This is a genomic window from Streptomyces roseolilacinus, assembly GCF_014649335.1.
GTDB lineage: Bacteria > Actinomycetota > Actinomycetes > Streptomycetales > Streptomycetaceae > Streptomyces > Streptomyces roseolilacinus.
Window position 1 is genome coordinate 398,476 of record NZ_BMSV01000001.1, and the last position, 24,837, is coordinate 423,312.

The window sequence follows — 24,837 nt, forward strand, 5'->3', positions numbered from 1 at the left end:
TCATGCCAGAGTTTGCGTACTCCGATCTGCTCCCGCTGGGAGAGGACACCACGCCCTACCGCCTGGTGACCTCGGAGGGTGTGTCCACCTTCGAGGCCGACGGGCGGACCTTCCTCAAGGTCGAGCCGGAGGCGCTGCGCAAGCTGGCCGAGGAGGCCATCCACGACATCCAGCACTACCTGCGGCCCGCGCACCTCGCGCAGCTGCGGAAGATCGTCGACGACCCCGAGGCGTCGCCGAACGACAAGTTCGTGGCGCTGGACCTGCTGAAGAACGCCAACATCGCCGCCGCCGGCGTCCTGCCCATGTGCCAGGACACGGGAACCGCGATCGTCATGGGCAAGCGCGGCCAGAACGTGCTGACCGAAGGCCGTGACGAGGAGGCGCTGTCGCGCGGCGTCTTCGACGCGTACACCCGGCTCAACCTGCGGTACTCGCAGATGGCCCCGTTGACGATGTGGGAGGAGCGGAACACCGGCTCCAACCTCCCCGCGCAGATCGAGCTGTACGCGACGGACGGCGGCGCCTACAAGTTCCTCTTCATGGCGAAGGGCGGCGGCTCGGCCAACAAGTCGTTCCTGTACCAGGAGACGAAGGCGGTCCTGAACGAGGCCTCCATGATGAAGTTCCTGGAGGAGAAGATCCGCTCCCTCGGTACGGCCGCCTGCCCGCCGTACCACCTGGCGATCGTCGTCGGCGGCACGTCGGCCGAGTACGCGCTGAAGACCGCCAAGTACGCCTCCGCGCACTACCTGGACGAGCTGCCGGAGGAGGGCTCGGTCCTCGGCCACGGCTTCCGCGACAAGGAGCTGGAGGAGAAGGTCTTCGAGCTGACGCAGCGGATCGGCATCGGCGCGCAGTTCGGCGGCAAGTACTTCTGCCACGACGTGCGCGTGGTGCGCCTGCCGCGGCACGGCGCGTCCTGCCCGGTCGCGATCGCGGTGTCCTGCTCCGCCGACCGCCAGGCCGTCGCGAAGATCACCGCCGAGGGCGTCTTCCTGGAGCAGCTGGAGACCGACCCGGCGCGCTTCCTGCCGGACACGACGGACGAGCACCTCGACGAGGGCGGCGACGTCGTCAGGATCGACCTGAACCAGCCGATGGACGACATCCTCGCCGAGCTGACCAAGTACCCGGTCAAGACCCGGCTGTCGCTGACCGGCCCGCTGGTCGTGGCGCGCGACATCGCGCACGCCAAGATCAAGGAGCGGCTGGACGCCGGCGAGGAGATGCCGCAGTACCTGAAGGACCACCCGGTGTACTACGCCGGCCCGGCCAAGACGCCCGAGGGGTACGCCTCCGGGTCCTTCGGCCCGACGACGGCCGGCCGCATGGACTCGTACGTGGAGCAGTTCCAGGCGGCGGGCGGCTCGAAGGTCATGCTCGCCAAGGGCAACCGCTCCCAGCAGGTGACCGACGCGTGCGCCGCGCACGGCGGCTTCTACCTGGGCTCCATCGGCGGCCCGGCGGCCCGCCTGGCGCAGGACTGCATCAAGAAGGTCGAGGTCGTCGAGTACGAGGAGCTCGGCATGGAGGCGGTCTGGAGGATCGAGGTCGAGGACTTCCCGGCGTTCGTCGTCGTGGACGACAAGGGCAACGACTTCTTCAAGGACCCGGCGCCCGCGCCGACGTTCACGTCGATCCCGGTGCGCTCCTGACGCCGCGGCCGCCGCGGGGCGGCCGCCGACCACGAAACGCCGGCCCCGGGGCGGGGCCCCGGGGCCGGCGCGGGACCGGGGCCCGGCGCGTCACGCCGTACGGCGGGGCGGCCGGGCCCCGGCGCGTCACGCGAAGCGCTGGTTCGCGGCGCCCGTGACGCAGGGCTGCAGGCGCAGCGGGGCCCCGGCCGGGGCGAGGGTCGCGCACAGGTGCGGCGCGGCGGCGGGGCGCAGGGTGCCCGCGTCGCGGGTGAACCTCTGGTGGGCCGCGCCGGAGCAGTTCCAGACGACCAGGGCCGCGCCCGGCTCGTAGCGGGCGCCCGGCACGTCCAGGCACCGGTCGTGGGTGAGCTCGGTGTGGACGGAGCCGCGCGCGGGGTCGTGCCACCAGCCCTGGTTGCGGCCGCCGTGGCAGTCCCAGCCGATGACGGCGGTGCCGTTGCGGGTGGTGGCGCCGGAGACGTCCACGCAGCTGCCGGTGGCGGCGTTGGCGAGGGGGGCGAACTTGTCGTCCCAGGCGCCGGGGACCAGGACGGGGCTGCCGGTGGAGGCGGGGTCGGCGCAGCCCGCCTCGCGCACGCCGGCCGCGTACAGCTGGGTCAGGCAGGACGCGAAGGCGGCGTGGCCGGCCCGGTTGGGGTGGAAGGACTGGCGGACGGAGTTCTCGTCCCAGGGGAACTTCGACACGTCGACGAAGAGTCCGCGCGCCCACGCCTGGTCCATGCAGACCTCGTGGCCGTGGAAGAGGCGGGAGGCGTCGAGGTAGACGGCGCCGGTGTTCGCGGCGGCGGTGCGGACGCCGCGTTCGAACGCGGGGACGGCGCTGTCGCGGCCCCAGACGGTGTCGGAGTCGTAGCCGAGGCCGCCGCAGGCGACCTTGCCGGGGAAGTCGGGGTTGTCGCGGAAGTCGGGGCCGATGGGGCTGGGGTAGCTCATCACGACGAGCCGGTAGTCGGCGTCGGCGTAGCCGGCGCCGCGCATGACGGTGCGCAGGTCGCGGACGGTCTGCTCGACCTTGGGGACGAGGCCGTCGACGCGGGCCTGCCAGCCGGGCGCGTACTTCGGCTCGCAGGGGCCCTGGAGGAGGACGTAGCGGGTGACGCAGTCCGTCATGACGGGGCCGAACTGGAGGTCGTCGTTGGCCCCGGCCACGAGGAGGACCATCTTGACGCGGGTGTTGCGGGCCTTGACGGCGAGGTTGTCGCTCTGGACCAGCTCGTCGGCGTACTGCGGGGTGCCGCCGATGCGGATGTGGGTGGTGGCGGCGCCGGAGCAGGAGACGTTGTAGGTGAGGTCGGCGGGGATGCCGGTGCGGTGGACGGCCGCGTCGGGTGAGCGGTGGCACCAGTTGTCGGGGCCGTCGGTGCCGGGCTCGTACGTGCCGACGCCCTCGCCGGAGATCTCGCTGTCGCCGAGGGAGACCAGGGCGGTCCTGCGCTCGGCGAAGGGGCGTTCGGCGGGGCTGCCGTAGAGGGCGGTGGCCTCGGCCGCGCGGACGCGCTCCAGTTCGGCCGGGAGGGGGGTGGAGGTGACGGCCCGTGGGGTGTCGGCGGCCGTGGCGGGTGGGGCGGCGGCGAGGCCGCCGAGGGTGGCGGTGAGCGCGGCGACGGCCGCCGCGCATCCGAGTTTCCGTCTGGTGCGCGCCATTGCGCCTCCTGGAAGTGGGGTTACCCACGGTTTTTACTGGCCGGTAAAGCACTTGGGAATACAGGGAACCAGACAGGTGCTCAACTTTTCCGGGAGGACGGGACGATGACGGACACAAGTGGACGACACGACGGCGACGGCGGCTACCGGGTCGAGCACGACTCCATGGGCGAGGTGCGGGTCCCCGCGCACGCCAAGTGGCGGGCGCAGACGCAGCGGGCGGTGGAGAACTTCCCCGTCTCGGGGCAGCGCCTGGAGCGGGCCCACATCGCGGCCCTGGCCCGCGTCAAGGCGGCCGCGGCCAAGGTCAACGCGGAACTGGGCGTCCTGGACCCGGACATCGCCGAGGCGGTGCGGGAGGCCGCCGCGGAGGTCGCGGAGGGCCGGTGGGACGACCACTTCCCGGTCGACGTCTTCCAGACCGGTTCCGGCACCTCGTCGAACATGAACATGAACGAGGTCCTCGCCACCCTCGCGACCGAGCGGCTCGGCGGCCGGGCCGTCCACCCCAACGACCACGTCAACGCGTCCCAGTCGTCGAACGACGTGTTCCCCTCGTCCATCCACATCGCGGCGACCGCCGCCGTGACCGGCGACCTCGTCCCCGCCCTCGACCACCTGGCCGCCGCCCTGGGGCGAAAATCAGCCGAATTCGCGGAGGTCGTCAAGTCCGGCCGGACGCACCTGATGGACGCCACCCCGGTGACGCTCGGCCAGGAGTTCGGCGGCTACGCCGCGCAGGTCCGGTACGGGGTGGAGCGGCTGCGGTCCGCCCTGCCGCGCCTCGCGGAGCTGCCGCTGGGCGGCACGGCGGTCGGTACGGGCATCAACACGCCGCCCGGCTTCTCCGCCGCCGTCATCGCGGAGGTGGCGCGGGACACCGGGCTGCCGCTGACCGAGGCCCGCGACCACTTCGAGGCGCAGGGCGCGCGGGACGGGCTGGTCGAGACCTCCGGCCAGCTCCGCACGATCGCCGTCTCCCTCACCAAGATCGCGAACGACCTGCGGTGGATGGCGTCCGGACCGCGCACCGGACTGGCCGAGATCAACCTGCCGGACCTCCAGCCCGGCTCGTCCATCATGCCGGGCAAGGTGAACCCGGTGGTCCCCGAGGCCGTCCTGATGGTCGCCGCGCAGGTCGTCGGCAACGACGCCACGGTGGCGGCGGCCGGCGCCGCCGGGAACTTCGAGCTCAACGTGATGCTCCCGGTCATGGCGAAGAACCTGCTGGAGTCGATCCGCCTCCTCGCCAACGCGGCACGGCTCCTCGCGGACCGCACCGTCGACGGGATCACCGCCAACGCCGAGCGGGCCCGCGAGTACGCCGAGTCGTCCCCGTCCGTGGTGACGCCGCTCAACCGGTACATCGGGTACGAGGAGGCGGCGAAGGTCGCCAAGCGGTCGCTGGCCGAGCGGAAGACGATCCGCGAGGTGGTCCTGGAGTCCGGGTACGTGGAGCGGGGCGCCCTCACCCTCGAACAGCTCGACGAGGCGCTCGACGTCCTGCGGATGACCCGCCCCTGACCCTCCCGCACCGCCTCTGACCTGCGGCGCCCTTCCGCGGGGCGGCCGTCGCCCGTGATCTGGATCGCGGACGCGCGCCCCGGCCCGGTCCTAAGATCTGCCCATGACAGCGGACACGACAGGCTCAGCGCGGGAGGTCGGGGCGGTGCCGGCGGCGGGCGGGGCGGGTTCCCGCGGGGGCGGCGGCCCCCGCTGGGCGCCGGGTGACCGGATCCTGTGGCGGTACCGGGACAACGGCGACGGGCACGTGCACATCTGCCGCCCCGTGACCGTCGTCCGGGACACCCCCGACCTGCTCGCCGTCTGGATGGCGCCCGGCACCGAGTGCGTCAAGCCCGTGCTGGCGGACGGCACGCCCGTGCACGAGGAGCCGCTCGCCACCCGCTACACCGCGCCGCGCACCACCGCGCGCACCCGGTGGTCCGGCGCGGGGGTGCTGAAGCTGGCCCGCCCGGCCGACCCGTGGTCGGTGTGGCTGTTCTGGGCGGAGGGCTGGGAGTTCCGCAGCTGGTACGTCAACCTGGAGGCGCCCCGCGTGCGGTGGTCCGGCGGCGTCGACTCCGAGGACCACTTCCTCGACATCTCCGTCTACCCCGACCGCAGCTGGCTGTGGCGGGACGAGGACGAGTTCGCCCAGGCGCAGCGGGTCGGGCTCATGGACGCCGCCCAGGCGCGGCGGGTGCGGGAGGCGGGCGAGGCCGCCGTCGAGGTGATCCGGGCGTGGGGGGCGCCGTTCGCGGACGGCTGGGAGCACTGGCGCCCGGACCCGCGCTGGACGGTTCCGGAACTGCCGGCCGACTGGGATGTCCCCCCGACCCGCACGACGCCGTGAGACCCTTGATACGCCCCTGGGGGGTAACCGTAGGATCGTCCTCCGCCGGACGGCCGACCCGGCCCCGCAGCAGTAACGACCTACCAGTGGACACGAACTGACCGTAAGTCACCTACGAGGGGGTGGAGCCGTGCCCGAGGCCCGCACGGATCCGTCGTCCCTTGTCGACGCCGCGCTCAGAGCGGGTATAGCGCCTGACAGAGCGATTGCCTCGCCCAACCGGCCCGGACGGACGGAATCCCACGCGTGACGGAGCATCCCACCTCCCATGAAGGCCGGCAGCCGCTCGCCGCCCGGCCTCAGGAACGCACCCGGCCCCGGCAGGAGACCGCCGGGCCCGCCGACGACCCCGTCGTGGCCGCGCCCCCGCACGGCCGGCCGCACCCCGGCAGCGTCCCCCTCCCCTCCCAGCCCGGCCCGCAGGTCCCGGCGGAGGGCCCGGACGGGCCGCGCACCGCGAACGCGGCCCGCGAGGCGTCCCGTACGGCCCGCGCCGCCGCCGCCACCCACCGGGCGGCGGCGGGCCCCGGAGGGGCGCCCGCGCACGGCGAGGCGCAGGCGAGGGCCCGTGCGGACGCCGAGCCGGAGCTTCCCGGCACCGGTCCCGCGCGGGCGGAGGCGGACGTACGGCCCCCGGACCCACGGCCCCCGGACGGCGTCGCCGCGAAGGGCGCGGCGGCGGGTGCGGCGTCCGCCGGCCCGGCGGGCGACGGCGCGGCGGACGGCGCGGCGGCGGGTGCCGGCCTGCCGCAGGACCCGGTGGGAACCGCCCGCCGGGAGGGCGACCGGCTGCGCTTCGTGGGCGCCGCGACGCGGCGGATCGCCCGCGGCATCGACCTGGACGAGATCGTGCTGGGCCTGTGCCGGGCCACCGTGCCGACGTTCGCCGACGCGATCCTGGTGTACCTGCGGGACCCGCTGCCGGTCGGCGACGAGCGGCCCGTGGACCCGTTCGTGCTGCGGCTGCGCCGCACGGACCGGCTGCGTTTAACCGAGGACGACCCCGGCGACCTGGGCCTGCTCCCGGCCGGGTCCGCGGTGGCGCCGGACGCCGAGCAGAGCCCGGCCGCCGAGCTGTGCCGGGTCCGCCCCGGCGGGCACCTCGCGGAGGTGCTGCGCGGGGTGCGGCCGGTGTTCGGCGACTCCGCTGCCGCCCGGGCGGCGCTGCCGGAGCTGCTGGGCGAAGGGCGCTGCGTGCCGTCCGGGCACCGGGCGATCCTCGCGCCGCTGCGGGGCCGCCGCCGGGTGATCGGCGCCGCGGTGTTCCTGCGCCGCCCGGACCGGGCCCCGTTCGAGCCGAACGACCTGCTGGTCGCGGCGCAGCTGGCGACGCACACGGCGCTCGGCATCGACAAGGCGGTGCTGTACGGGCGCGAGGCGTACATCGCGGACGAGCTCCAGCGGACGATGCTCCCGGAGAACCTGCCGCAGCCCACCGGCGTACGGCTGGCGTCCCGGTACCTGCCGGCCGCCGAGACCGCGCGGGTCGGCGGCGACTGGTACGACGCGATCCCGCTGCCCGGCAGCCGGGTCGCCCTCGTCGTGGGCGACGTCATGGGCCACTCCATGACCTCGGCCGCGATCATGGGGCAGCTGCGGACGACGGCGCAGACGCTCGCCGGACTCGACCTGCCGCCGCAGGAGGTGCTGCACCACCTCGACGAACAGGCGCAGCGCCTCGGCGAGAACCGCATGGCGACCTGCCTGTACGCGGTGTACGACCCGGTCGCGCACCGCATCACCATCGCCAACGCCGGCCACCCGCCGCCGATACTCCTCCACCTCGGCGGCCGGGCGGAGGTGCTGCGGGTCCCGCCGGGCGCGCCGATCGGCGTGGGCGGCGTGGACTTCGAGGCCGTGGAGCTCGACGCCCCGGCGGGCGCGACGCTGCTGCTGTACACCGACGGGCTCGTCGAGTCGCGGCTGCGGGACGTGTGGACCGGGATCGAGCAGCTGCGCGAGCGGCTCGCGGCGACCGCGCAGCTGACCGGCCCCGACCACCCGCCGCCGCTGGAGGCGCTCTGCGACGACGTGCTCGACATGCTCGGGCCCGGCGACCGGGACGACGACATCGCGCTGCTGGCGGCCCGGTTCGACGGGATAACGCCGAGCGACGTGGCGTACTGGTTCCTGGAGCCGGAGGACGCCGCGCCGAGCCGGGCACGGCGCCTGGCCCGCAGGGCGCTGGCGCGCTGGGGCCTGGAGGAGCTGAACGACTCGGTGGAGCTGCTGGTCAGCGAGGTCGTGACGAACGCCGTGCGGTACGCGTCGCGGCCGGTGACGCTGCGGCTGCTGCGGACGGAGACGCTGCGCTGCGAGGTCGGTGACGACTCCCCGCAGCTGCCGCGGCAGCGCCGGGCGCGGGACACCGACGAGGGCGGGCGCGGCCTGTTCCTGGTCAACCGGCTGGCGCGCCGGTGGGGTGCGACGCGGCTGTCGACCGGCAAGGTCGTCTGGTTCGAGCTGCCGACGCGGGTCTGAGGCCCGCGGCGCGACGCGGAAGAGGGAGGTGGCCGGGACCCGTGCGGGGTTCCGGCCACCTCCCTCTTCCGTACGCTCCGGCCGGACGGGCTACTGCCGGACGGGACGGTCCTTGTCGAACCCGGTGTCCGGACCCGGGGCCGTACCGGTGCCCGTGCTCGTGCCACCGCTCGGTCCGGTGGTGCCCGGGGACGGGGACGGGGAGGACGGCGGGGACTGCGTGGGCGACGTCGACTCGTCGGCCGACGGGCTCTGCGAGGACGGGGTGCCGCTCGGCGTGCCGGAGGACGGCGTGCCCGACGGCTCGCCGCTCGGCGACGGGGACGGCGACGTGCTCGGGGACGGCGTCGTGCTGGGCTGCGGACCGGGGTCGCTGTTCTCCACGGCGTCCAGGTCGAACCTCGCGTCGGAGCCGCCGCCCAGCGCGTCCAGCGTGTAGTCGGCCCAGATGCGGGCCGGGAAGCCGCCGCCGTTGGCGCGACCCGAGTTGGCCGTGCCGGTCAGGGTGACCTGGGTGCCCTTCTCGGCGTCCTCGCCGAACAGGGCGACCACGGTGACCAGCTCGGGGGTGTAGCCGGCGAACCAGGCGGACTTGTTGTTCTCGGACGTACCGGTCTTGCCGGCCGCCTGGTAGGCGGAGGTGGCGGCCGCGCGGCCGGAGCCCTCCCGGACGACGCCGGTCAGGACCGAGGTGACCGTGTCGGCGGTCTGGCGGCTGACGGCCTGCGTGCCCACCGGGTCGGGCAGCTCGACCGTGCGGTCCTTGTGCTCCGCGGACTTCAGGATCGCCGGCGTGACCTTCTTGCCGTGGTTGTCGAGCGTGGCGTACACGCCGGCCATGTCCCAGGTGGAGGCGCCCATGGTGCCCAGCGACACCGCGGGCTGTTCGACGAACCCGTCGGTGTCCTTCATCCCGAGGTCGAGGGCGGTCCTCTTCACCTTGGCGGGGCCGACGTCGACGATCATCTGGGCGAAGACCGAGTTGATCGACTTGTTCATGGCGTGCTGGACGGTGACCTCGCCGTAGCTGCGGTCGTCCTCGTTCTCCGGGGCGAACGGGGTGTCGCCGCCCTCGACGGGGCGCTTGCTGGTGCCGTCGTAGCGGGTGTTGACGCCGATCCGCCGGCCGTCCTGCGTCTGGGAGCCGTTCTCCAGGGCGGAGGCGAAGACGAGCGGCTTGAACGTCGAGGCGGGCTGGTAGTCGCGCCGGGTGGCGTTGGACATCCAGTGCTCGGTGGCGCCGACGCCGCCGTACAGGGCGACGACGTGCCCGGTCTTCGGGTCGACGGAGGTCGCGCCGGCCTGGACGGTCGAGTCGACCTCCTCGCCCTCGCGGTCGAGCCGGCTCTCCAGCTGCTCGTCGACCGCCTCGACGAGCTCCTTCTGGCGCTTCTTGTCGATGTTGAGGGTGAGGGTCCAGCCGCCGGCCTTGATGTCCTCCTCCTTGACGCCCTGGTCCATCAGCTCCTGGTTGGCGGCCTCGACCAGGTATCCGGTCTGGCCCTCCATGCCGGGGGCGGGCTTGGGCCTCTGCGGGACGGGGAACTCCAGGCCGGCGCGCTCGGCCGGGTCGAGCCAGTTCTCCTCGACCATGTTGTCCAGGACGTAGTTCCAGCGCTCGGTGACGAGCTTGCGGCCGGTCGGCGACGCGGACGTCCAGTCGTACTGGCTGGGCGCCTGGAGGAGCGCGGCCAGGTAGGCGCCCTGGCCGACGGTCAGCCTGCCGGCGTCGACGCCGTAGTACGCCTGGGAGGCGGCCTGGATGCCGTACGCGCCGCGGCCGTAGTAGCTGGTGTTGAGGTACCCGGCGAGGATCTCCTCCTTGCTCTTGCGCTGGTCGACCTTGAGGGAGATCACCAGTTCCTTGAGCTTCCGGGTGACGGTCTGGCTCTGGTCCAGGTAGTAGTTCTTGACGTACTGCTGGGTGATGGTCGACCCGCCCTGCTTGCCCTGGCCGGTCACGGTGTTGACGATGCCTCGGGCGGTGCCCTTGAAGTCGACGCCGGCGTCCTCGTAGAAGGTCTTGTTCTCGGCGGCGACGAACGCTTTCTCGACCGGGTCGGGGATCTTGTCGAGGCCGACGATGGACCGGTTGATCTTGCCGCTGCGGGCGAGGAGCGAGCCGTCGGAGTACTTGTAGACGTTGCTCTGCAGCTCCGCCTCGGCGTTGGCGGTGGGCACGGGGACGAGCAGGTAGACGGCGTAGAAGCCGCCCACGGTGAGCAGGCAGAGCGTGAACAGCGTGCCCAGCAGCTTCCGCCACGTGAAGAGGCGGCGTATGCCGCCACCTCTCTCCTGCACCCGGCGCGCCCCGCGCTGCCGGGACCGTCGCGCTTCCGCTCGGCCCATGGCTCCGTCGCTCCCGTTGGTCGATGTTCGTCCGTCGCGTTTCGGTCACCCACGCCCGGATCAGCTCAGCAAGCTAACCCGCCGCGGCTGACACAGACCAACGGATCCCGTCTTTTCCGGACGTGACAATCAGCACCCGCCCCACAGAGAACCGACTCACGGGGGGTGGACAAGGTTGCGAGAAGCGTTAAAGTGATATCACTTTGCTTCACTGTGGAAAGCATCAGAACGGGGGGACCATGTCCACGACCACGAGTACGACCACGCGTGCGGCCGCGTCCGGCGGCGGGCCGGAGGACGCGGCGGCGAGGACGCAGCGGGTGCGGGAGTTCACCGCGTACAGCGTCGGCGGGGGGCTGGCGCTGCTGTCGGGCCTGCTCGGGCTCGCGGTGGGGGTGTGCGTCGTCGTCGCGGGGACCATGGTCTCCGCGGAGACGTCGACGGCCGCGCGGGTCGGGCTGATCGCGCTCGGCGTCCTGGTGGGCCTGGCGGCGCTGTTCGCGATGTGCGGGCTCAACATGGTGGCGCCCGGCGAGGCCCGCGTCGTCCAGCTGTTCGGCCGCTACCGGGGCACGGTCCGCACGGACGGGCTGCGCTGGGTGAACCCGCTGACGTCGCGGGTGGCGATCTCGACGCGCGTGCGGAACCACGAGACGGCGGTCCTGAAGGTCAACGACGCCTACGGCAACCCGATCGAGCTGGCCGCGGTCGTCGTGTGGCGGGTGGAGGACACGGCACAGGCCATGTTCGAGGTGGACGACTTCGAGCAGTTCGTGTCCACGCAGACGGAGGCGGCGGTCCGGCACATCGCGATCGAGTACCCGTACGACGCGCACGACGAGGAGGGCCTGTCGCTGCGCGGCAACGCCGAGGAGATCACCGAGAAGCTCGCGGCCGAGCTCCACGCGCGCGTGGAGGCGGCGGGCGTCCGCATCATCGAGTCGCGGTTCACGCACCTCGCGTACGCTCCGGAGATCGCCTCGGCGATGCTCCAGCGGCAGCAGGCCGGGGCGATGGTGGCGGCCCGCCAGAAGATCGTGGAGGGCGCGGTCGGCATGGTCGAGGCGGCCCTGGAGCGGATCGCGGAGCGCGACATAGTGGAACTGGACCCCGAGCGGAAGGCGGCGATGGTCTCCAACCTGATGGTGGTGCTGTGCGGTGACCGCTCGGCCCAGCCGGTCGTCAACACGGGCACGCTCTACCAGTGACCGCCCGCCGCGAGCGCAAGCAGGTACTCCTCCGCCTCGACCCGGCGGTGTACGAGGCGCTGGCGCGCTGGGCCTCGGACGACCTGCGCAGCGCGAACTCGCAGATCGAGTTCCTGCTGCGCAGGGCACTGGCGGAGGCGGGCCGGCTGCCGTCCGCCCCGGCCCCGCTCCCCCGCCGCGGCCGCCCTCCCAAACGCCCGCCGGCCGAGGGCGAGCCGGCGGAGGGCGAACGGGCGGAGGGCGAGTAGGCGGAGGGCGAACAGACGGAGAGCCGGGCCGGGAGTGGGAGCGGGACCCGACCGGGGGACCCCGGGCGGGCCCGGCGGGTAGCCGCCGGGCCCGCACCCCGTCCCCTCCCCTCCGAGCCCCTCCTCCTCGCGCCTCCGGCCGCCGCCCGAGCCCCGCTCCTCGTCCCTCCGGCCGCCGTCCCGGTCGCCCGGCCCCCGTCCGGGCCCGCTGCCCGGGTACCCCCCCCCGGCGCCGCCGGGGAACCGGGGCGTGGCGGGACGCGTCGTCGTCCGACAGGGACAGGTGTGCGAAGAGGACGGAGACGGACGGCGACGTGGAGGACCGGGCGGTGCGGGGTGCGCGGTGGGGGCGGGACGACCGGGGGCGGTCGACCTGGTCCCGGGGGCGGGCCGTCGCGGGGTTCGCCGCGCTGGTCGCCTGGCTGATCGTGTTCCACGCGACCGTGCCAGACCTGCCCGGTCGGCCGGGGAGCCTGCTGGAGACCTTCCTGCCGTGGCTCGGCCTGGCCGTGCCGGTGCTCGCGGCCGCCGCCCTGGTGCGCCGCTCGGCCACCGCGCTGCTCGCCGTGCTGCTGCCGGCCATGGCGTGGGGCGGGCACTTCGGGGTGCTGCTGGTGCCCGGCCCCGCCGTACGGCACGACCTGACGGTGGTGCAGCACAACGTCAGCGACGAGAACCCCGACCCGACCGGTACGGCACGGGCGCTGATGGCGGCCCGGCCGGACCTGATCGCGCTGGAGGAGGTCACCCCGACGGCGCTGCCCGCGTACCGGGCGGCGCTCTCGGCCCGGTACCCGCACCACGAGGTGCGCGGCACGGTCGGCCTCTGGTCGGCGCACCCCCTGACGGACGTGCGGGCCCTGGACATCCGGCCCCAGGGCGTGGACGCCGGCTGGCGGCGCGGGCTGAGGGCCACGGCGACGACCCCGCGTGGCGACGTCGCCGTGTACGTGGCGCACCTGCCGTCCGTGCGGCTCACCCCGGGGCGCGGCTTCGACGCGGCCCGCCGGGACGAGAGCGCGGAGCTGCTCGGGGCCGCCCTGGCCGCCGAGCGGCTGGACCGGGTGGTGCTGCTGGGCGACCTGAACGGCACCGTCGACGACCGGGGGCTCGACCCCCTGACCTCACGCCTCGACACGGCCGGTACGGGACTGGCGTTCAGCTGGCCCGCGGCGGCGCCCCTGGCCCGCATCGACCAGGTGATGTCCCGCCGCACCGAGGTCGTCCGCGTCTGGACGCTGCCCGCGACCGGCTCCGACCACCTGCCGGTCGCCGCCCACCTGACGTTCCAGCCCTCCGCCTAGTCCCCCCTTCGTCGAGCCTTCCGCCGAGCCCCCGCCCGACCCTCTGCCGGGGCGCGACTGGTCCGCACGGCGGCGTACTCACCCGGGGAGCGCATCGAACAGGACAGCTATACATAGCGTGTATACGCCGGGTGTACGGTGGCCGCATGTCCATCGGTCACACCCTCCTCGGCCTCCTGGAGACCGGGCCGCGCCACGGTTACGACCTCAAGCGCGCATTCGACGAGAAGTTCGGCCACGACCGGCCGCTCCACTACGGCCAGGTCTACTCGACCATGTCCCGCCTCCTGAAGAACGGGCTCGTGGAGGTCGACGCCGTCGAGCCCGGCGAGGGTCCCGAGCGGAAGCGGTACGCGATCACCGAGGCCGGCGTCACCGACGTCGGGCGGTGGCTGGCCAGCCCGGAGAAGCCGGAGCCGTACCTCCAGTCGACCCTCTACACGAAGGTCGTGCTCGCCCTGCTCACCGGGCGCAGCGCCACCGGCCTGCTGGACGCCCAGCGCGCCGAGCACCTGCGGCTGATGCGGGAGCTGACCCGCCGCAAGGAGGGCGGCGACCTGGCCGACCAGCTGGTCTGCGACCACGCGCTGTTCCACCTGGAAGCCGATCTGCGCTGGCTGGAACTGGCCGCCGCGCGCCTCGACCAGTTCGCCGCGACCATGCGGGGAGTGGCCGGATAACGACCCCTCCGCCGCACCGGGCGGCCGGCGGGACGGAGGCGCACGCCGGGGCGGTCGGTGCGGTGGCAGGCGGCGGTGCCGGTCGCCCTGGGGACGGGCCTCGCCGCAGGGGGGCGGGCCGGGGACGCACCCCGCCCCGCCCGGCCCCGGCCCACCGGCCCACCGACCCACCGGCCCGCGACCCGCCCCGCCCCCGGTCTACTCCGCTCCGGCCGGGAGCACCCGCACCGGCAGGGACGCCAGGGCGCCCCGCAGCGCCTCGGCGAGCTCCTCGAACTCGGCGGCCCGCGCCGCGCCGGTGCGCATCGCGAGGGCGACGCGGCGGGAGGGCGCCGGGTCCGCGAAGCGGCCGGTCACCAGGCTCGGGTTGCGCCCGGTCTCGACCTTCACCGCCGTCCGCGGCAGCAGCGTCACCCCGAGTCCGCCCGCGACCAGCTGCACCAGCGTCGACAGCCCCGCCGCCGTCGTGGTGACCGCCGCGCCGTCCGTGCGTCCGGCCTCGCGGCAGATGTCGAGGGCCTGGTCGCGCAGGCAGTGGCCCTCGTCGAGCAGCAGCAGGTGCAGTTCGCGCAGCGCGTCGCGCGGGATGTCGGTGCGGCCGCCCAGCCGGTGGTCGTCGGGCGTGACCAGGACGAAGTCCTCGTCGAACAGCGGGAGCTCGGTGACGCCGGGCACGCCCAGCGGCACGGCGAGCAGCAGCACGTCCAGCCGTCCCGCGGCCAGCCCCTCCAGCAGGGAGTACGTCTGCTCCTCGTGGACCTGGAGGTCCAGGTCCGGGTAGCGGTCGTGGACGAGCCGCAGGACCGTCGGGAGCAGGTAGGGCGCGACGGTGGGGATGACGCCCAGGCGCAGCACGCCCGTGAACGGGGCCTGCACCGCCTCGGCCTCCTCCATCAGCTCGCCCACCGCGTCCAGCACCGCCTTGGCGCGGACCGCGAGCCGCTCCCCCGCCGGCGAGAGCAGCACCTTGCGCGTCGTACGCTCGAGGAGCTGGACACCGAGTGCCTCTTCGAGAGCCGAAACCGCGCCCGAGAGCGCGGGCTGGCTCATTCCTATCGCGGCCGCGGCATCCCGGAAGTGGAGATGCTCGGCGACCGCCGTGAACGCCCGGAGCTGGGACAGACTCGGTTGTTTTCCTTTGTGTGGGGAATGCGCGGGGGAGACCACTGATAACCGCCTTCGATCAACGTGACCCAGTCTAGCTATTTCACTGATCAATGCACGCCGTGCCATGCTGGCGATCGTCCAACCCCCACGGATGACCCCACAAGGGAAATCCCCGCCACTAGGAGAGCCTGTGCTCACTGTCGGTGACCAGTTCCCCACGTACGACCTGACCGCCTGCGTGTCGCTGGAGAGCGGCAAGGAGTTCCAGCAGCTCGACCACAAGTCCTACGAGGGCAAGTGGCGCGTGGTGTTCTTCTGGCCGAAGGACTTCACCTTCGTCTGCCCGACCGAGATCGCCGCGTTCGGCAAGCTGAACGACGAGTTCGCGGACCGCGACGCCCAGATCCTCGGCGTCTCCGGCGACTCGGAGTTCGTCCACCACGCCTGGCGCAAGGACCACGACGACCTGCGTGACCTGCCCTTCCCGATGCTCGCCGACTCCAAGCACGAGCTGATGCGGGCCTGCGGCGTCGAGGGCGAGGACGGCTTCGCGCAGCGCGCCGTCTTCATCGTCGACCCGAACAACGAGATCCAGTTCGCCATGGTGACCGCCGGCTCCGTCGGCCGTAACCCCAAGGAGGTCCTGCGGGTCCTGGACGCCCTGCAGACCGACGAGCTGTGCCCGTGCAACTGGACCAAGGGCGACGAGACCCTCGACCCGGTCAAGCTGCTGGCCGGCGAGTGACCGACCGGAACGAGTGAATCACCATGTCTCTTGACGACCTGAAGTCCGCCGTACCGGACTACGCGAAGGACCTGAAGCTGAACCTCGGCTCGGTCATCGGCAACAGCGACCTCCCGCAGCAGCAGCTGTGGGGCACCGTCCTGGCGTGCGCGATCGCCTCGCGCTCCCCGAGGGTGCTGGCGGAGCTGGAGCCGGAGGCGAGGGAGAACCTCAAGCCCGAGGCGTACAACGCGGCCAAGTCCGCCGCCGCCGTCATGGCGATGAACAACGTCTTCTACCGGACGCGCCACCTCCTCTCCGACCCGGAGTACGGCACGCTGCGCGCCGGTCTGCGGATGAACGTCATCGGCAACCCGGGCGTGGAGAAGGTCGACTTCGAGCTGTGGTCGCTCGCCGTCTCCGCGATCAACGGCTGCGGCCAGTGCCTGGACTCGCACGAGCAGGTGCTCCGCAAGGCGGGCGTGGAGCGCGACACGATCCAGGAGGCGTTCAAGATCGCCGCGGTGATCCAGGCGGTCGGCACGACGCTGGACGCGGAAGCGGTCCTGGCCGCCGCCGAGTAATCGGACGGTCCGGCAAGCGGAACGTGACGGAAGGGCCCCACCGGCATCGACTGCCGGTGGGGCCCTTCCGTCACGTTCCGCGCCATCCGCCCGCGAGCGCCTCCCCCGCCCTCGCACCCCGCGGGCCGCTCGGGCACCGCCCGCCCCCGGACGGCTCAGGCCGCTCGGGCCCGCCCGCGGAACGCCCTCCGCCGGTTCGGCGCCGTCCGTCACCCGGCGTCGGGCGAGGACGTGCCGTCGGGGCCGGAGGGGGCCGGGGACCTCAGCCGTTCCATGAGCTCGCGCATGTCCTCGACCATGAACTCCTTCACCCCGTCGAGCGGCGCGTGCGTCGACTCGCCGGGCGGATCGCCCGTGTCGTCGACGTACTCGTGGAGGGTGCTGACGGAGAGGCCGATCACGGCGGGCCCGTCCAGGACGACGAGTTCGGCGTACGTCCCGCCGCTGACGCTGAAGTACGCCTTGTCGCCCAGCGCCGGCACCGGCTCCGGGGCGGGCTCCTCCGGCATGGCGGCCCGGCTCTGCACCGCGTCGAACTCCGGCGCCGGGTCGATCTCCTTGTGCAGCTCGTACCGGAGGTTCGCCTCGTAGCCGGACGGGGGCTCGCCCAGCTGCACCGAGCAGTACGTCCGGTCGAGCGCCGGATGCCCGTACGCGTCGGCGTTGGTCGTGGCGCCGCGCTTGCCCAGGGCGGTGACCAGCGCGGACAGGGGGGCCTCCGCGCACAGGGCGTCGGACGCGCGGTAGCCGCCGAGGTCCGGGCCGCGCGTCTGGTACGCGGCGAGGCCCGCCGCCCACAGCACGGACGCGCCCAGGGCGCCGCCGAACGCCCACAGCCAGGGCCGGCGGTACCGTCCCCCGCCCCGCCCGGTCGGCGGGGCGCCGTCCTCGGGGTGACTTGGGTCGAGGCCGTACGGGGCGCCGCCCCGCGGTCCGTGGGCCGGCGTCGTGCCGCGCAGCGGCTCGCCCTCGTCGTCGAGCAGTTCGGGTTCGGATATCACGCGGTCTCCGGCCGCTCGGGACCACCGGCCCCGACGCCGCCGCCCGGTGGGGGCGGGGGCATGCCGACGTGGGTGGCCGCGAGCCGGCGCAGGGCCTGCTCCTCGCTGTACGCGCGCAGGTACCCGACGACCGTGTTGGTCACGGCGACCAGCGGGACCGCGACGACCGCGCCACCGAGGCCCGCGACGAGGCCGCCCGCCGAGACCGTCAGCACGACCGCCAGCGGGTGCACCCGCACGGCCCGGCCGAGGATGAACGGCTGGAGGACGTGCCCCTCGATCTGCTGCACCGCCAGCACCACGACGAGGACCATCAGCGCCGTGAACACCCCGTTGGTGACGAGCGCGACGACGACCGCGAGTGCGCCCGAGATCACCGCGCCCACCAGCGGGATGAAGGAGAACAGGAAGACGAACACGCCCAGCGGGACCGCGAGCGGCACGTCGAGGAAGTAGATGCCGAGCCCGATGAAGACCGCGTCGATGAGGGCGACGACCACCGTGCCGCGCACGTACGCGGTGAGGGTCCGCCAGGCGCGCGGCCCGGCGCCCGCGACACCCGGCCGGGCCTGGGCGGGCACCAGCCTGAGGAACCACTGCCAGACCTTCTTCCCGTCGTAGAGCAGGAAGAGGGTCGAGAACATCGCGAGCAGTATCCCGGTCATCACCTCGACCATGACGGTGACGCCGGTGAGGCCCGCGGAGGTGATCTCCTCGGTGTTGGTGCCGATCGTGGCGCTGAGGTTCTCGGCGATGTCGTTGATCTGGCTCTCGGTCACGTGGAACGGGCTGTCCAGCGCCCAGCGCTTCAGCTCCTCGATGCCGTCCCGCACGCGCGCGGAGACGTTGCCGAGGTTGTCCATGACCTGCCACACCACGAACCAGCCGACGAGACCCATGACGACGAAGCCGAGGATGGCGGTGACCACCGTGGCGAGCCCGCGCGGCAGGCCGATCCCCCTCAGCCGGCTCACGGTCGGCTGGAGCAAGGCGGTGATGAGCAGCGCGGCGACGAAGGCGAGGACCACCAGCTGCACCGTGCTGATGACCTTCATCACCACCCACAGCGTGCCCGCGAGGACGAGCAGCCGCCAGCCGGCCTCGGCGGCGACGCGCACCCCCCAGGGGACGGCGGCCGCGGGGTCGGGCCGGGCGGCGACGGCGGGGGCGTACGCGGGGGGCGCGGGGACGATGTCCCGTGCCGGGCCGTCCGTGCCGGCGGCGTCCGCCGGTCCCGTCCCGGCGGCCGGCTTCCCCGACGGCACGCCGGCGGGGGGCACGCCGACGGGGCCGTCGGCCTCCGCCTCGGCCTGCGCGCGGCGCTCCTCGAACCGCTGGCCCATCCGGCTCAGTCCGGCACCCAGCCGGCCGAGCCACCCTGGCACTCTCGACATGTTCTTCCCTGCTCCCCCCGCCAGTCCCCCGGAGTTCCGGTTACCCGACCGTACACGCACGAAGCCCCTCACCGTAGGACGGCGAGGGGCTCCGGAAAGTCGTGCTGCGCTGTCAGTACCAGTGGTTGGCCTGCCAGAACGACCAGGCGCCGCAGGGGCTGCCGTAGCGCTCGTTCATGTAGTTGAGGCCCCACTTGATCTGGGTGGCGGGGTTGGTCTGCCAGTCGGCGCCCGCGGAGGCCATCTTGGACCCGGGGAGCGCCTGGACCAGGCCGTACGCGCCGGACGAGGGGTTCTGGGCCCGGTAGTTCCAGCTGGACTCGTGGTCCACTATGTTGCTGAAGCACTGGAACTGGCCGCCCGGCACCATCTGGCGGGCCATGGCCTGCACTTCGGCGACGGAGTACGAGGACTGGGCGGCGAAGGACGACGCGTCGCGGACCGCGTCGCGGCTGGCCCGCTCCCGCTTCTCACGCTCCTCGCGTTCCTTGCGCTCCTTCTCGGCGGCCTCCTTCTCCGCGGCGGCCTTCTTCGCCTCGGCGTCCTTGGCTGCCTGGAGGCGCGCGGCCTCCCAGGCGGACTGCTGGGCGGCGGTGTCCGCCGCGGCGGCCTGCGCCTCGGCTTGCTGCGTCAGCGAGGCGACCTGGACCTGCGCCTGCTGACCGGCGGGTATGTCGGCGAGGAGGGTCGCGTCGGCGGCGGTCGCCTCGAACTTCTCCGGCTGCGTCGCCTGCGGGTCGCCCGCGGCGACACCGACGACGGCGCCGACAGTGGTGACCGCGGTGGCCGAAGCCACCGCGAATCCCCGGACCGAGATCCGGCTCACACGGTTTCCTTCCAGCATCGCCCGCACAGGTGACCTCGCGGGCGCGATCGTGCCCCTGACGCTGATCCCCCCACTCGCTGGGTCACGGGGGACACGGGCCCGGTGGGCGACTCCCCTGCGGGAGCGCCGCGTGGTGCTCGGGCGGCATACGGCGGACGGCTGTTGAGTTGTGCTGCCACGGGTCCGTGAGGATGTGGCTGTGCCGCATGCGGGGCCTGACGGAAGCAAGACTCTGCCGGAAGGCGCTGACGCAAGGCAATTCTTCACCGCGTGTGAAAGCTCACACCGCGCCCGCCCCGGGAGTTTGGGCGAAAGGGGCGCGCGGCGTGACGCCGCCCGGCTAAGCTCTCACGCTTCGCCGGGCGGCGCCCACGGACCAACTCCGTTATGTACCTTTTGACTGGCGGCCGGTCAGTTCGCGACGACCCCGCCGCCCGCCACTCTCCCCCCTGCTCAGATGTGGACGTCTTCGAGCATTTCGGTCACCAGCGCGGCGATCTGGGAGCGCTCGGACCGGGCGAGCGTGACGTGCGCGAACAGTGGATGCCCCTTCAGCTTCTCGACCACGGCGACGACTCCGTCGTACCGCCCCACCCGCAGGTTGTCCCGCTGGGCGACGTCGTGCGTGAGGACGACACGGGAATTAGCCCCGATTCTGGACAACACGGTCAGCAGGACGTTGCGTTCGAGGGACTGCGCCTCGTCCACGATGACGAACGCGTCGTGCAGGGAGCGGCCGCGGATGTGGGTGAGCGGCAGGACCTCCAGCATGTCGCGGGCCGTGATCTCCTCGATGACCTCGCGGGAGGTCACCGCGGACAGCGTGTCGAAGACGGCCTGCGCCCAGGGGTTCATCTTCTCGGCCTCGGAGCCCGGCAGGTAGCCCAGCTCCTGCCCGCCCACCGCGTACAGCGGACGGAAGACCATCACCTTCTGGTGCTGGCGGCGCTCCAGCACGGCTTCGAGGCCGGCGCACAGCGCGAGGGCGGACTTGCCCGTGCCGGCCCGGCCGCCGAGCGACACGATGCCGACGTCCGGGTCGAGCAGCAGGTCCAGGGCGATGCGCTGCTCGGCGCTGCGGCCCCGGATGCCGAACGCCTCGCGGTCGCCGCGCACCAGCCGTACGGTGCCGTCGGCCGTGACCCGGCCGAGCGCCTTGCCGCGCCCGGACTGCAGGACGAGGCCGGTGTGCACGGGCAGGTCGGCCGCCTCGGGCACGTGCAGCGTCTCCTCGGCGTAGAGGAGGTCGACCTGTTCGGCGGAGAGCGGCACCTCGCACATGCCGGTCCAGCCGGAGTCGGTGATGGCGAGCTCGGCGCGGTACTCCTCGGCGAGGAGGCCCACGGAGGACGCCTTGATGCGGAGCGGCAGGTCCTTGGAGACGACGGTGACGTCGTACCCCTCCGCCTGGAGGTTGCGCGCCACGGCGAGGATGCGCGAGTCGTTGTCCCCGAGGCGGTAGCCGGCCGGGAGGACGCCGGGGTCCGAGTGGTTGAGCTCCACGCGCAGGGTCCCGCCCAGCTCGCCCACGGGGATGGGGGCGTCGAGGCGGCCGTACCGGACGCGCAGGTCGTCCAGCAGGCGCAGTGCCTGGCGGGCGAAGTAGCCGAGTTCCGGATGGTGCCTCTTGGCCTCCAGTTCCGTCACCACGACGACGGGCAGCACGACTTCGTGCTCCTCGAAGCGGGTCAGGGCGTTGGGGTCGGCCAGCAGGACGCTGGTGTCGAGAACGTAGGTGCGCCGGTCGTCGGGACGGCGCTTAGTGCTGGTCACCACGGAAGGACAGACCCCCTCTTTCAGAGGCGCGTGAGGTCGGGGCGCGACTGCTGCGGCGTCGCGGTGGGACGGGCCGGGGTCGGGCCTCGATGCGCGGGCCGCGACTCCGGCCCTCCGCTTCGCCCGTACACCGGTGCTGCACGGTTGTCCTGGCGCAAAGGGCCTCCCGGGCGAGCGGGCTCCGTGCCGCTCACTCTGCAAGGGATATGCCCCTGTTGCCACCGCGCCATGCCCGCGGAGCCCTTGGCATATGACACCCCGTCCGGTGGACGCGACGGAGCCGGGCCGCGTCCTTCGACGGCCCGGCTCGGGTGGGGGGTGCGGGGCGCTCGCGCCCGGCGGGTCAGGTGCCGTAGCGGCGGTGACGGGCGGCGTAGTCGCGCAGCGCCCGCAGGAAGTCGACCTTGCGGAAGGCCGGCCAGTGGACCTCGCAGAAGTAGTACTCGGAGTGGGCGCTCTGCCAGAGCATGAAGCCGGACAGCCGCTGCTCGCCGCTGGTGCGGATCACCAGGTCGGGGTCGGGCTGGCCGCGCGTGTAGAGGTGCTCGGCGATCATGTCGATGTCGACGACCTCGGCGAGCTCCTCGAAGGAGGTGCCCTTCTCGGCGTGGTCCAGCAGCAGGGAGCGGACCGCGTCGGCGATCTCCTGGCGGCCGCCGTAGCCGACGGCGACGTTGACGAGTATCCCGTCGATGTGCCGCGTCGACTCCTGGGCCTCCTTCAGGACCGACTGCGTGCGCGCCGGCAGCAGGTCCATCGTGCCCACGTGGTGGACGCGCCAGCGGCCGTCCGCCGCGATGGTGCGGACCGCGTCCTCGATGATGCCGAGGAGCGGCACCAGCTGCTCCTCCGGCCGGTTGAGGTTGTCGGTGGACAGCATCCAGAGGGTGACGACCTCGACGTCGGTCTCCGTGCACCAGCCGAGCAGCTCCATGATCTTGCTGGCCCCGGCCTTGTGGCCCTGCTCGGGGGTGCCGCCGGAGGCCTTCGCCCAGCGCCGGTTGCCGTCGAGGATGACGCCGATGTGCTTGGGCACCTGGTCGTGGTCGAGGCGGCCCTCCACCCGGCGCGCGTAGAGCCCGTACACCAGGTCGCGCAAGTTCACCGATCTCACCTCTCGCATACGGGGCACCGCGGCCGTCCCCGAGGCCCGCCACCTTACTGGGCGCCCCGGGCGGAGGCCCAACCCGGTGTGTCACAAGTCCGTGATAGGGAGGAAAGCATGTCCGCTTCCCCCCTCTACCGCGCCGCCGGCGACCGGTACGACTCCATGGAGTACCGCCGTACCGGCCGCAGCGGCCTCAAGCTCCCCGCCATCTCCCTGGGGCTCTGGCACAACTTCGGCGACGACCGCACGCTGGAGTCCCAGCGCGCCATCCTGCGCCGGGCGTTCGACCTCGGCGTCACCCACTTCGACCTGGCGAACAACTACGGCCCGCCGCCCGGTTCCGCCGAGGCGAACTTCGGCAGGCTCCTCGCCCAGGACTTCCGGCCGTACCGGGACGAACTGGTCATCTCCACCAAGGCCGGGTACCTAATGCACCCGGGCCCGTACGGCGAGTGGGGCTCCCGCAAGTACCTGCTGTCCTCGCTGGACGCGTCGCTGAGGCGGATGGGCCTGGAGTACGTCGACGTCTTCTACTCGCACCGCTTCGACCGGAACACCCCGCTCGAGGAGACGATGGGCGCGCTGGCCTCCGCCGTCCACCAGGGCAAGGCGCTCTACGTGGGCGTCTCCTCGTACACCGCCGAGCAGACCGCCGAGGCCGCGCGGCTGCTGCGCGGGATGGGCGTGCCGGCCCTGATCCACCAGCCGTCGTACTCCATGATCAACCGGTGGACGGAGGAGGACGGCCTCCTCGACACCCTGGAGGCGGAGGGCATGGGCTGCATCGCCTTCGCGCCGCTCGCCCAGGGCGTGCTCACCGACAAGTACCTGAAGGGCATCCCGGAGGGCTCGCGGGCCTCGCTCGGCAAGTCGCTGGACCCGGGGCTGCTCTCCGACGACGTCGTGCGGCGGCTGCGCGGCCTCGACGGGATCGCCCGGCGCCGCGGCCAGTCGCTGGCGCAGCTCGCGCTGACCTGGGTGCTGCGCGACGAGCGCATGACGTCCGCGCTGATCGGCGCGTCGAGCGTGGCCCAGCTGGAGCAGAACGTCGCCGCGCTGGACGGGCCGCCGCTCACCGGGGACGAGCTGGCGGAGATCGACACCTTCGCCGTGGACACGGCCGGGGCCAACATCTGGGCCGCCCGGAGCTGACCCGGAACGGGCACGAAAAACGGGCCGGTCCGTGGGGGGGGAATACGGACCGGCCCGAGGGGGGGTTTCCACCATAACCCTTCGTAAGGGGTGGTGGGTGCCACGACATGCCGTCGCTACGCTCCGGAGGCGGAGGAACGCGGTGCGGACACGGATTTCGGCCCCCGACGGTCCTCCGCAGGGGGGACCCCGCGGCGCGGGCCCCCGGTTGACGCCCGGACGGCGCCGCCTACGCGTGGGCGAGGGCGCCGAGGAGGAGGCCCAGGAGGGTTCCGGTGATCATGAAGGGGCCGAAGGGGATGGCGCTCCTGCGGGTCGCGCGGCGGCGCACGATCAGCCCCAGGCCGTACGCGGCGCCGAGGAGGAAGCCCGCGAAGGCACCCGCCAGCAGGACGGGCCAGCCGTACCAGCCGAGCGCGGCGCCCAGCGGGAAGGCGAGCTTCACGTCCCCGAAGCCCATGCCGTTCGGGTTGACGAGGAACAGCACCAGGTAGGCGCCGCCCAGCGCGAGCGCGCCCAGCACGGACAGCCGCCACGACCCGGCGCGGCCCGGGAGCAGCGCGGCGACGCCCAGCAGCAGCGGGACGGCGGCGGCCAGCGGCAGGGTCAGGTGGTCGGGCAGCCGGTGCACGCGCCGGTCGACGATTGCGAGGAGCAGGGCGAACGGCGCCAGCAGGAGCCACACCGCCAGTTCGGGCCGCCACCCGGTGGCCGCGGCGAGCAGCGCGCACGCGGCGGCCCCGGTGAGCGGCGCGGGCGCGAGGAGCCGTACGGGCGTGGGGAGCCGTACGGACACGGCGCGGCGCGGGGCGCGGGCGGCGGGCGGCGGGCAGCCGGCGCAGTGCGCGGGGCCCAGCCAGCCGCGCGGCCCGGGGGCGTAGCCGTGCCCGGCGGGGCAGGCGTCGCGCCAGGGCTGGTCCGGCTCGACGGCGAGCCGGTGCGCGGCGCGCCGCACGAGCAGCCCGGCTACGGCGCCCCACAGGGCGGCGGCGGAGATCAGCGTGGCGTACACAGCGCCGACCCTAGAAGGGCGGGGCGCGGTGGGTCACGGGGTGGGGCGGGGCGCGTTCGGCGGGCCGGGCGGCACGGGGTGGGGCAGGGCGAAGGCGGGTGGGGCGGCCGGGACGCGTTCGGCGGGCGGGGCGGGGGTGGCGGGGCCGGACGTGGATGGCGCAGGGGGTGGGCGGCGCGGAGGCGCGCGGTGGGGTGGTGGGGCCGGTGCGCGGGGCGGGGT

Annotated in this window: 20 protein-coding genes; 11 read left to right on the plus strand and 9 right to left on the minus strand. The window is 73.4% G+C overall.

Annotated elements, in window-relative coordinates; translation table 11 throughout:
• The first annotated feature begins 2 nt into the window (after positions 1–2).
• Positions 3–1,658 (plus strand): fumarate hydratase, encoded by a 1,656-nt coding sequence (locus IE106_RS01750; RefSeq protein ID WP_189529430.1) that lies wholly within the window; start codon positions 3–5, stop codon positions 1,656–1,658.
• Between the two features lie 126 nt (positions 1,659–1,784).
• Here IE106_RS01750 and IE106_RS01755 read toward each other — a convergent pair whose 3' ends face one another.
• On the minus strand, positions 1,785–3,305 hold the full coding sequence (locus IE106_RS01755) for a ricin-type beta-trefoil lectin domain protein (protein WP_189529431.1): 1,521 nt from the start codon (positions 3,303–3,305) through the stop codon (positions 1,785–1,787).
• A gap of 105 nt (positions 3,306–3,410) precedes the next feature.
• Between IE106_RS01755 and IE106_RS01760 the strand changes: the two genes are divergently transcribed.
• From IE106_RS01760 to IE106_RS01770, 3 genes are all read left to right on the plus strand, one after another.
• Positions 3,411–4,829: a class II fumarate hydratase gene (locus tag IE106_RS01760; RefSeq protein WP_189529432.1), complete on the plus strand. Its 1,419-nt coding sequence runs from the start codon at positions 3,411–3,413 to the stop codon at positions 4,827–4,829.
• Between the two features lie 103 nt (positions 4,830–4,932).
• A complete protein-coding gene (fomD, locus tag IE106_RS01765; RefSeq protein ID WP_229839922.1) occupies positions 4,933–5,661 on the plus strand; it encodes a cytidylyl-2-hydroxypropylphosphonate hydrolase in 729 nt (242 codons plus the stop codon).
• A gap of 246 nt (positions 5,662–5,907) precedes the next feature.
• Positions 5,908–8,142 (plus strand): SpoIIE family protein phosphatase, encoded by a 2,235-nt coding sequence (locus tag IE106_RS01770; protein ID WP_189529433.1) that lies wholly within the window; start codon positions 5,908–5,910, stop codon positions 8,140–8,142.
• Between the two features lie 90 nt (positions 8,143–8,232).
• Here the strand turns inward: IE106_RS01770 and IE106_RS01775 are convergent, their stop codons facing one another.
• Complete coding sequence (locus IE106_RS01775; RefSeq protein ID WP_189529434.1) at positions 8,233–10,491, minus strand: transglycosylase domain-containing protein; 2,259 nt, start codon at positions 10,489–10,491, stop codon at positions 8,233–8,235.
• Positions 10,492–10,730: 239 nt separating this feature from the next.
• Here IE106_RS01775 and IE106_RS01780 point away from each other — a divergent pair, with 239 nt between their 5' ends.
• From IE106_RS01780 to IE106_RS01795, 4 genes are all read left to right on the plus strand, one after another.
• On the plus strand, positions 10,731–11,699 hold the full coding sequence (locus IE106_RS01780) for an SPFH domain-containing protein (RefSeq protein WP_189529435.1): 969 nt from the start codon (positions 10,731–10,733) through the stop codon (positions 11,697–11,699).
• Positions 11,696–11,947 (plus strand): type II toxin-antitoxin system antitoxin, encoded by a 252-nt coding sequence (locus tag IE106_RS01785; RefSeq protein WP_189529436.1) that lies wholly within the window; start codon positions 11,696–11,698, stop codon positions 11,945–11,947. Before IE106_RS01780 ends, IE106_RS01785 begins: the two co-directional genes overlap by 4 nt.
• Before the next feature lie 329 nt (positions 11,948–12,276).
• Positions 12,277–13,251 (plus strand): endonuclease/exonuclease/phosphatase family protein, encoded by a 975-nt coding sequence (locus IE106_RS01790; RefSeq protein WP_373295897.1) that lies wholly within the window; start codon positions 12,277–12,279, stop codon positions 13,249–13,251.
• A gap of 146 nt (positions 13,252–13,397) precedes the next feature.
• Positions 13,398–13,931, plus strand: a complete 534-nt coding sequence (locus IE106_RS01795) for a PadR family transcriptional regulator (protein ID WP_189529437.1) — start codon at positions 13,398–13,400, stop codon at positions 13,929–13,931.
• Between the two features lie 198 nt (positions 13,932–14,129).
• Here the strand turns inward: IE106_RS01795 and IE106_RS01800 are convergent, their stop codons facing one another.
• Positions 14,130–15,098 (minus strand): hydrogen peroxide-inducible genes activator, encoded by a 969-nt coding sequence (locus tag IE106_RS01800; RefSeq protein ID WP_189529438.1) that lies wholly within the window; start codon positions 15,096–15,098, stop codon positions 14,130–14,132.
• Positions 15,099–15,228: 130 nt separating this feature from the next.
• On the opposite strand from IE106_RS01800, the gene IE106_RS01805 reads away from it, so the two are divergent.
• Positions 15,229–15,783, plus strand: a complete 555-nt coding sequence (locus IE106_RS01805) for a peroxiredoxin (RefSeq protein WP_189529439.1) — start codon at positions 15,229–15,231, stop codon at positions 15,781–15,783.
• A 23-nt stretch (positions 15,784–15,806) separates the two neighbouring features.
• Complete coding sequence (locus IE106_RS01810; RefSeq protein ID WP_189529440.1) at positions 15,807–16,346, plus strand: alkyl hydroperoxide reductase; 540 nt, start codon at positions 15,807–15,809, stop codon at positions 16,344–16,346.
• A 209-nt stretch (positions 16,347–16,555) separates the two neighbouring features.
• On the opposite strand, the gene IE106_RS01815 is transcribed toward IE106_RS01810, so the two are convergent.
• From IE106_RS01815 to IE106_RS01835, 5 genes are all read right to left on the minus strand, one after another.
• Entirely contained in the window at positions 16,556–17,347 is a 792-nt protein-coding gene (locus IE106_RS01815; protein WP_189529441.1) for a hypothetical protein, read from the minus strand.
• A complete protein-coding gene (locus tag IE106_RS01820; protein WP_229839926.1) occupies positions 17,344–18,741 on the minus strand; it encodes an AI-2E family transporter in 1,398 nt (465 codons plus the stop codon). Before IE106_RS01820 ends, IE106_RS01815 begins: the two co-directional genes overlap by 4 nt.
• 112 nt (positions 18,742–18,853) lie before the next feature.
• The gene (locus IE106_RS01825) at positions 18,854–19,567 is read right to left on the minus strand and encodes an aggregation-promoting factor C-terminal-like domain-containing protein (RefSeq protein WP_189529442.1); all 714 of its coding nucleotides are present in this window, start codon (positions 19,565–19,567) and stop codon (positions 18,854–18,856) included.
• 453 nt (positions 19,568–20,020) lie between these two features.
• The gene (gene phoH2, locus IE106_RS01830) at positions 20,021–21,343 is read right to left on the minus strand and encodes an RNA 5'-3' helicase PhoH2 (RefSeq protein ID WP_189529443.1); all 1,323 of its coding nucleotides are present in this window, start codon (positions 21,341–21,343) and stop codon (positions 20,021–20,023) included.
• A 343-nt stretch (positions 21,344–21,686) separates the two neighbouring features.
• Positions 21,687–22,448: an isoprenyl transferase gene (locus IE106_RS01835; protein WP_189529444.1), complete on the minus strand. Its 762-nt coding sequence runs from the start codon at positions 22,446–22,448 to the stop codon at positions 21,687–21,689.
• A gap of 117 nt (positions 22,449–22,565) precedes the next feature.
• On the opposite strand from IE106_RS01835, the gene mgrA reads away from it, so the two are divergent.
• Complete coding sequence (gene mgrA / locus IE106_RS01840) at positions 22,566–23,603, plus strand: L-glyceraldehyde 3-phosphate reductase (RefSeq protein WP_189529445.1); 1,038 nt, start codon at positions 22,566–22,568, stop codon at positions 23,601–23,603.
• Positions 23,604–23,832: 229 nt separating this feature from the next.
• Here mgrA and IE106_RS01845 read toward each other — a convergent pair whose 3' ends face one another.
• A complete protein-coding gene (locus IE106_RS01845; protein ID WP_189529446.1) occupies positions 23,833–24,615 on the minus strand; it encodes a prepilin peptidase in 783 nt (260 codons plus the stop codon).
• Positions 24,616–24,837: the final 222 nt, after the last annotated feature.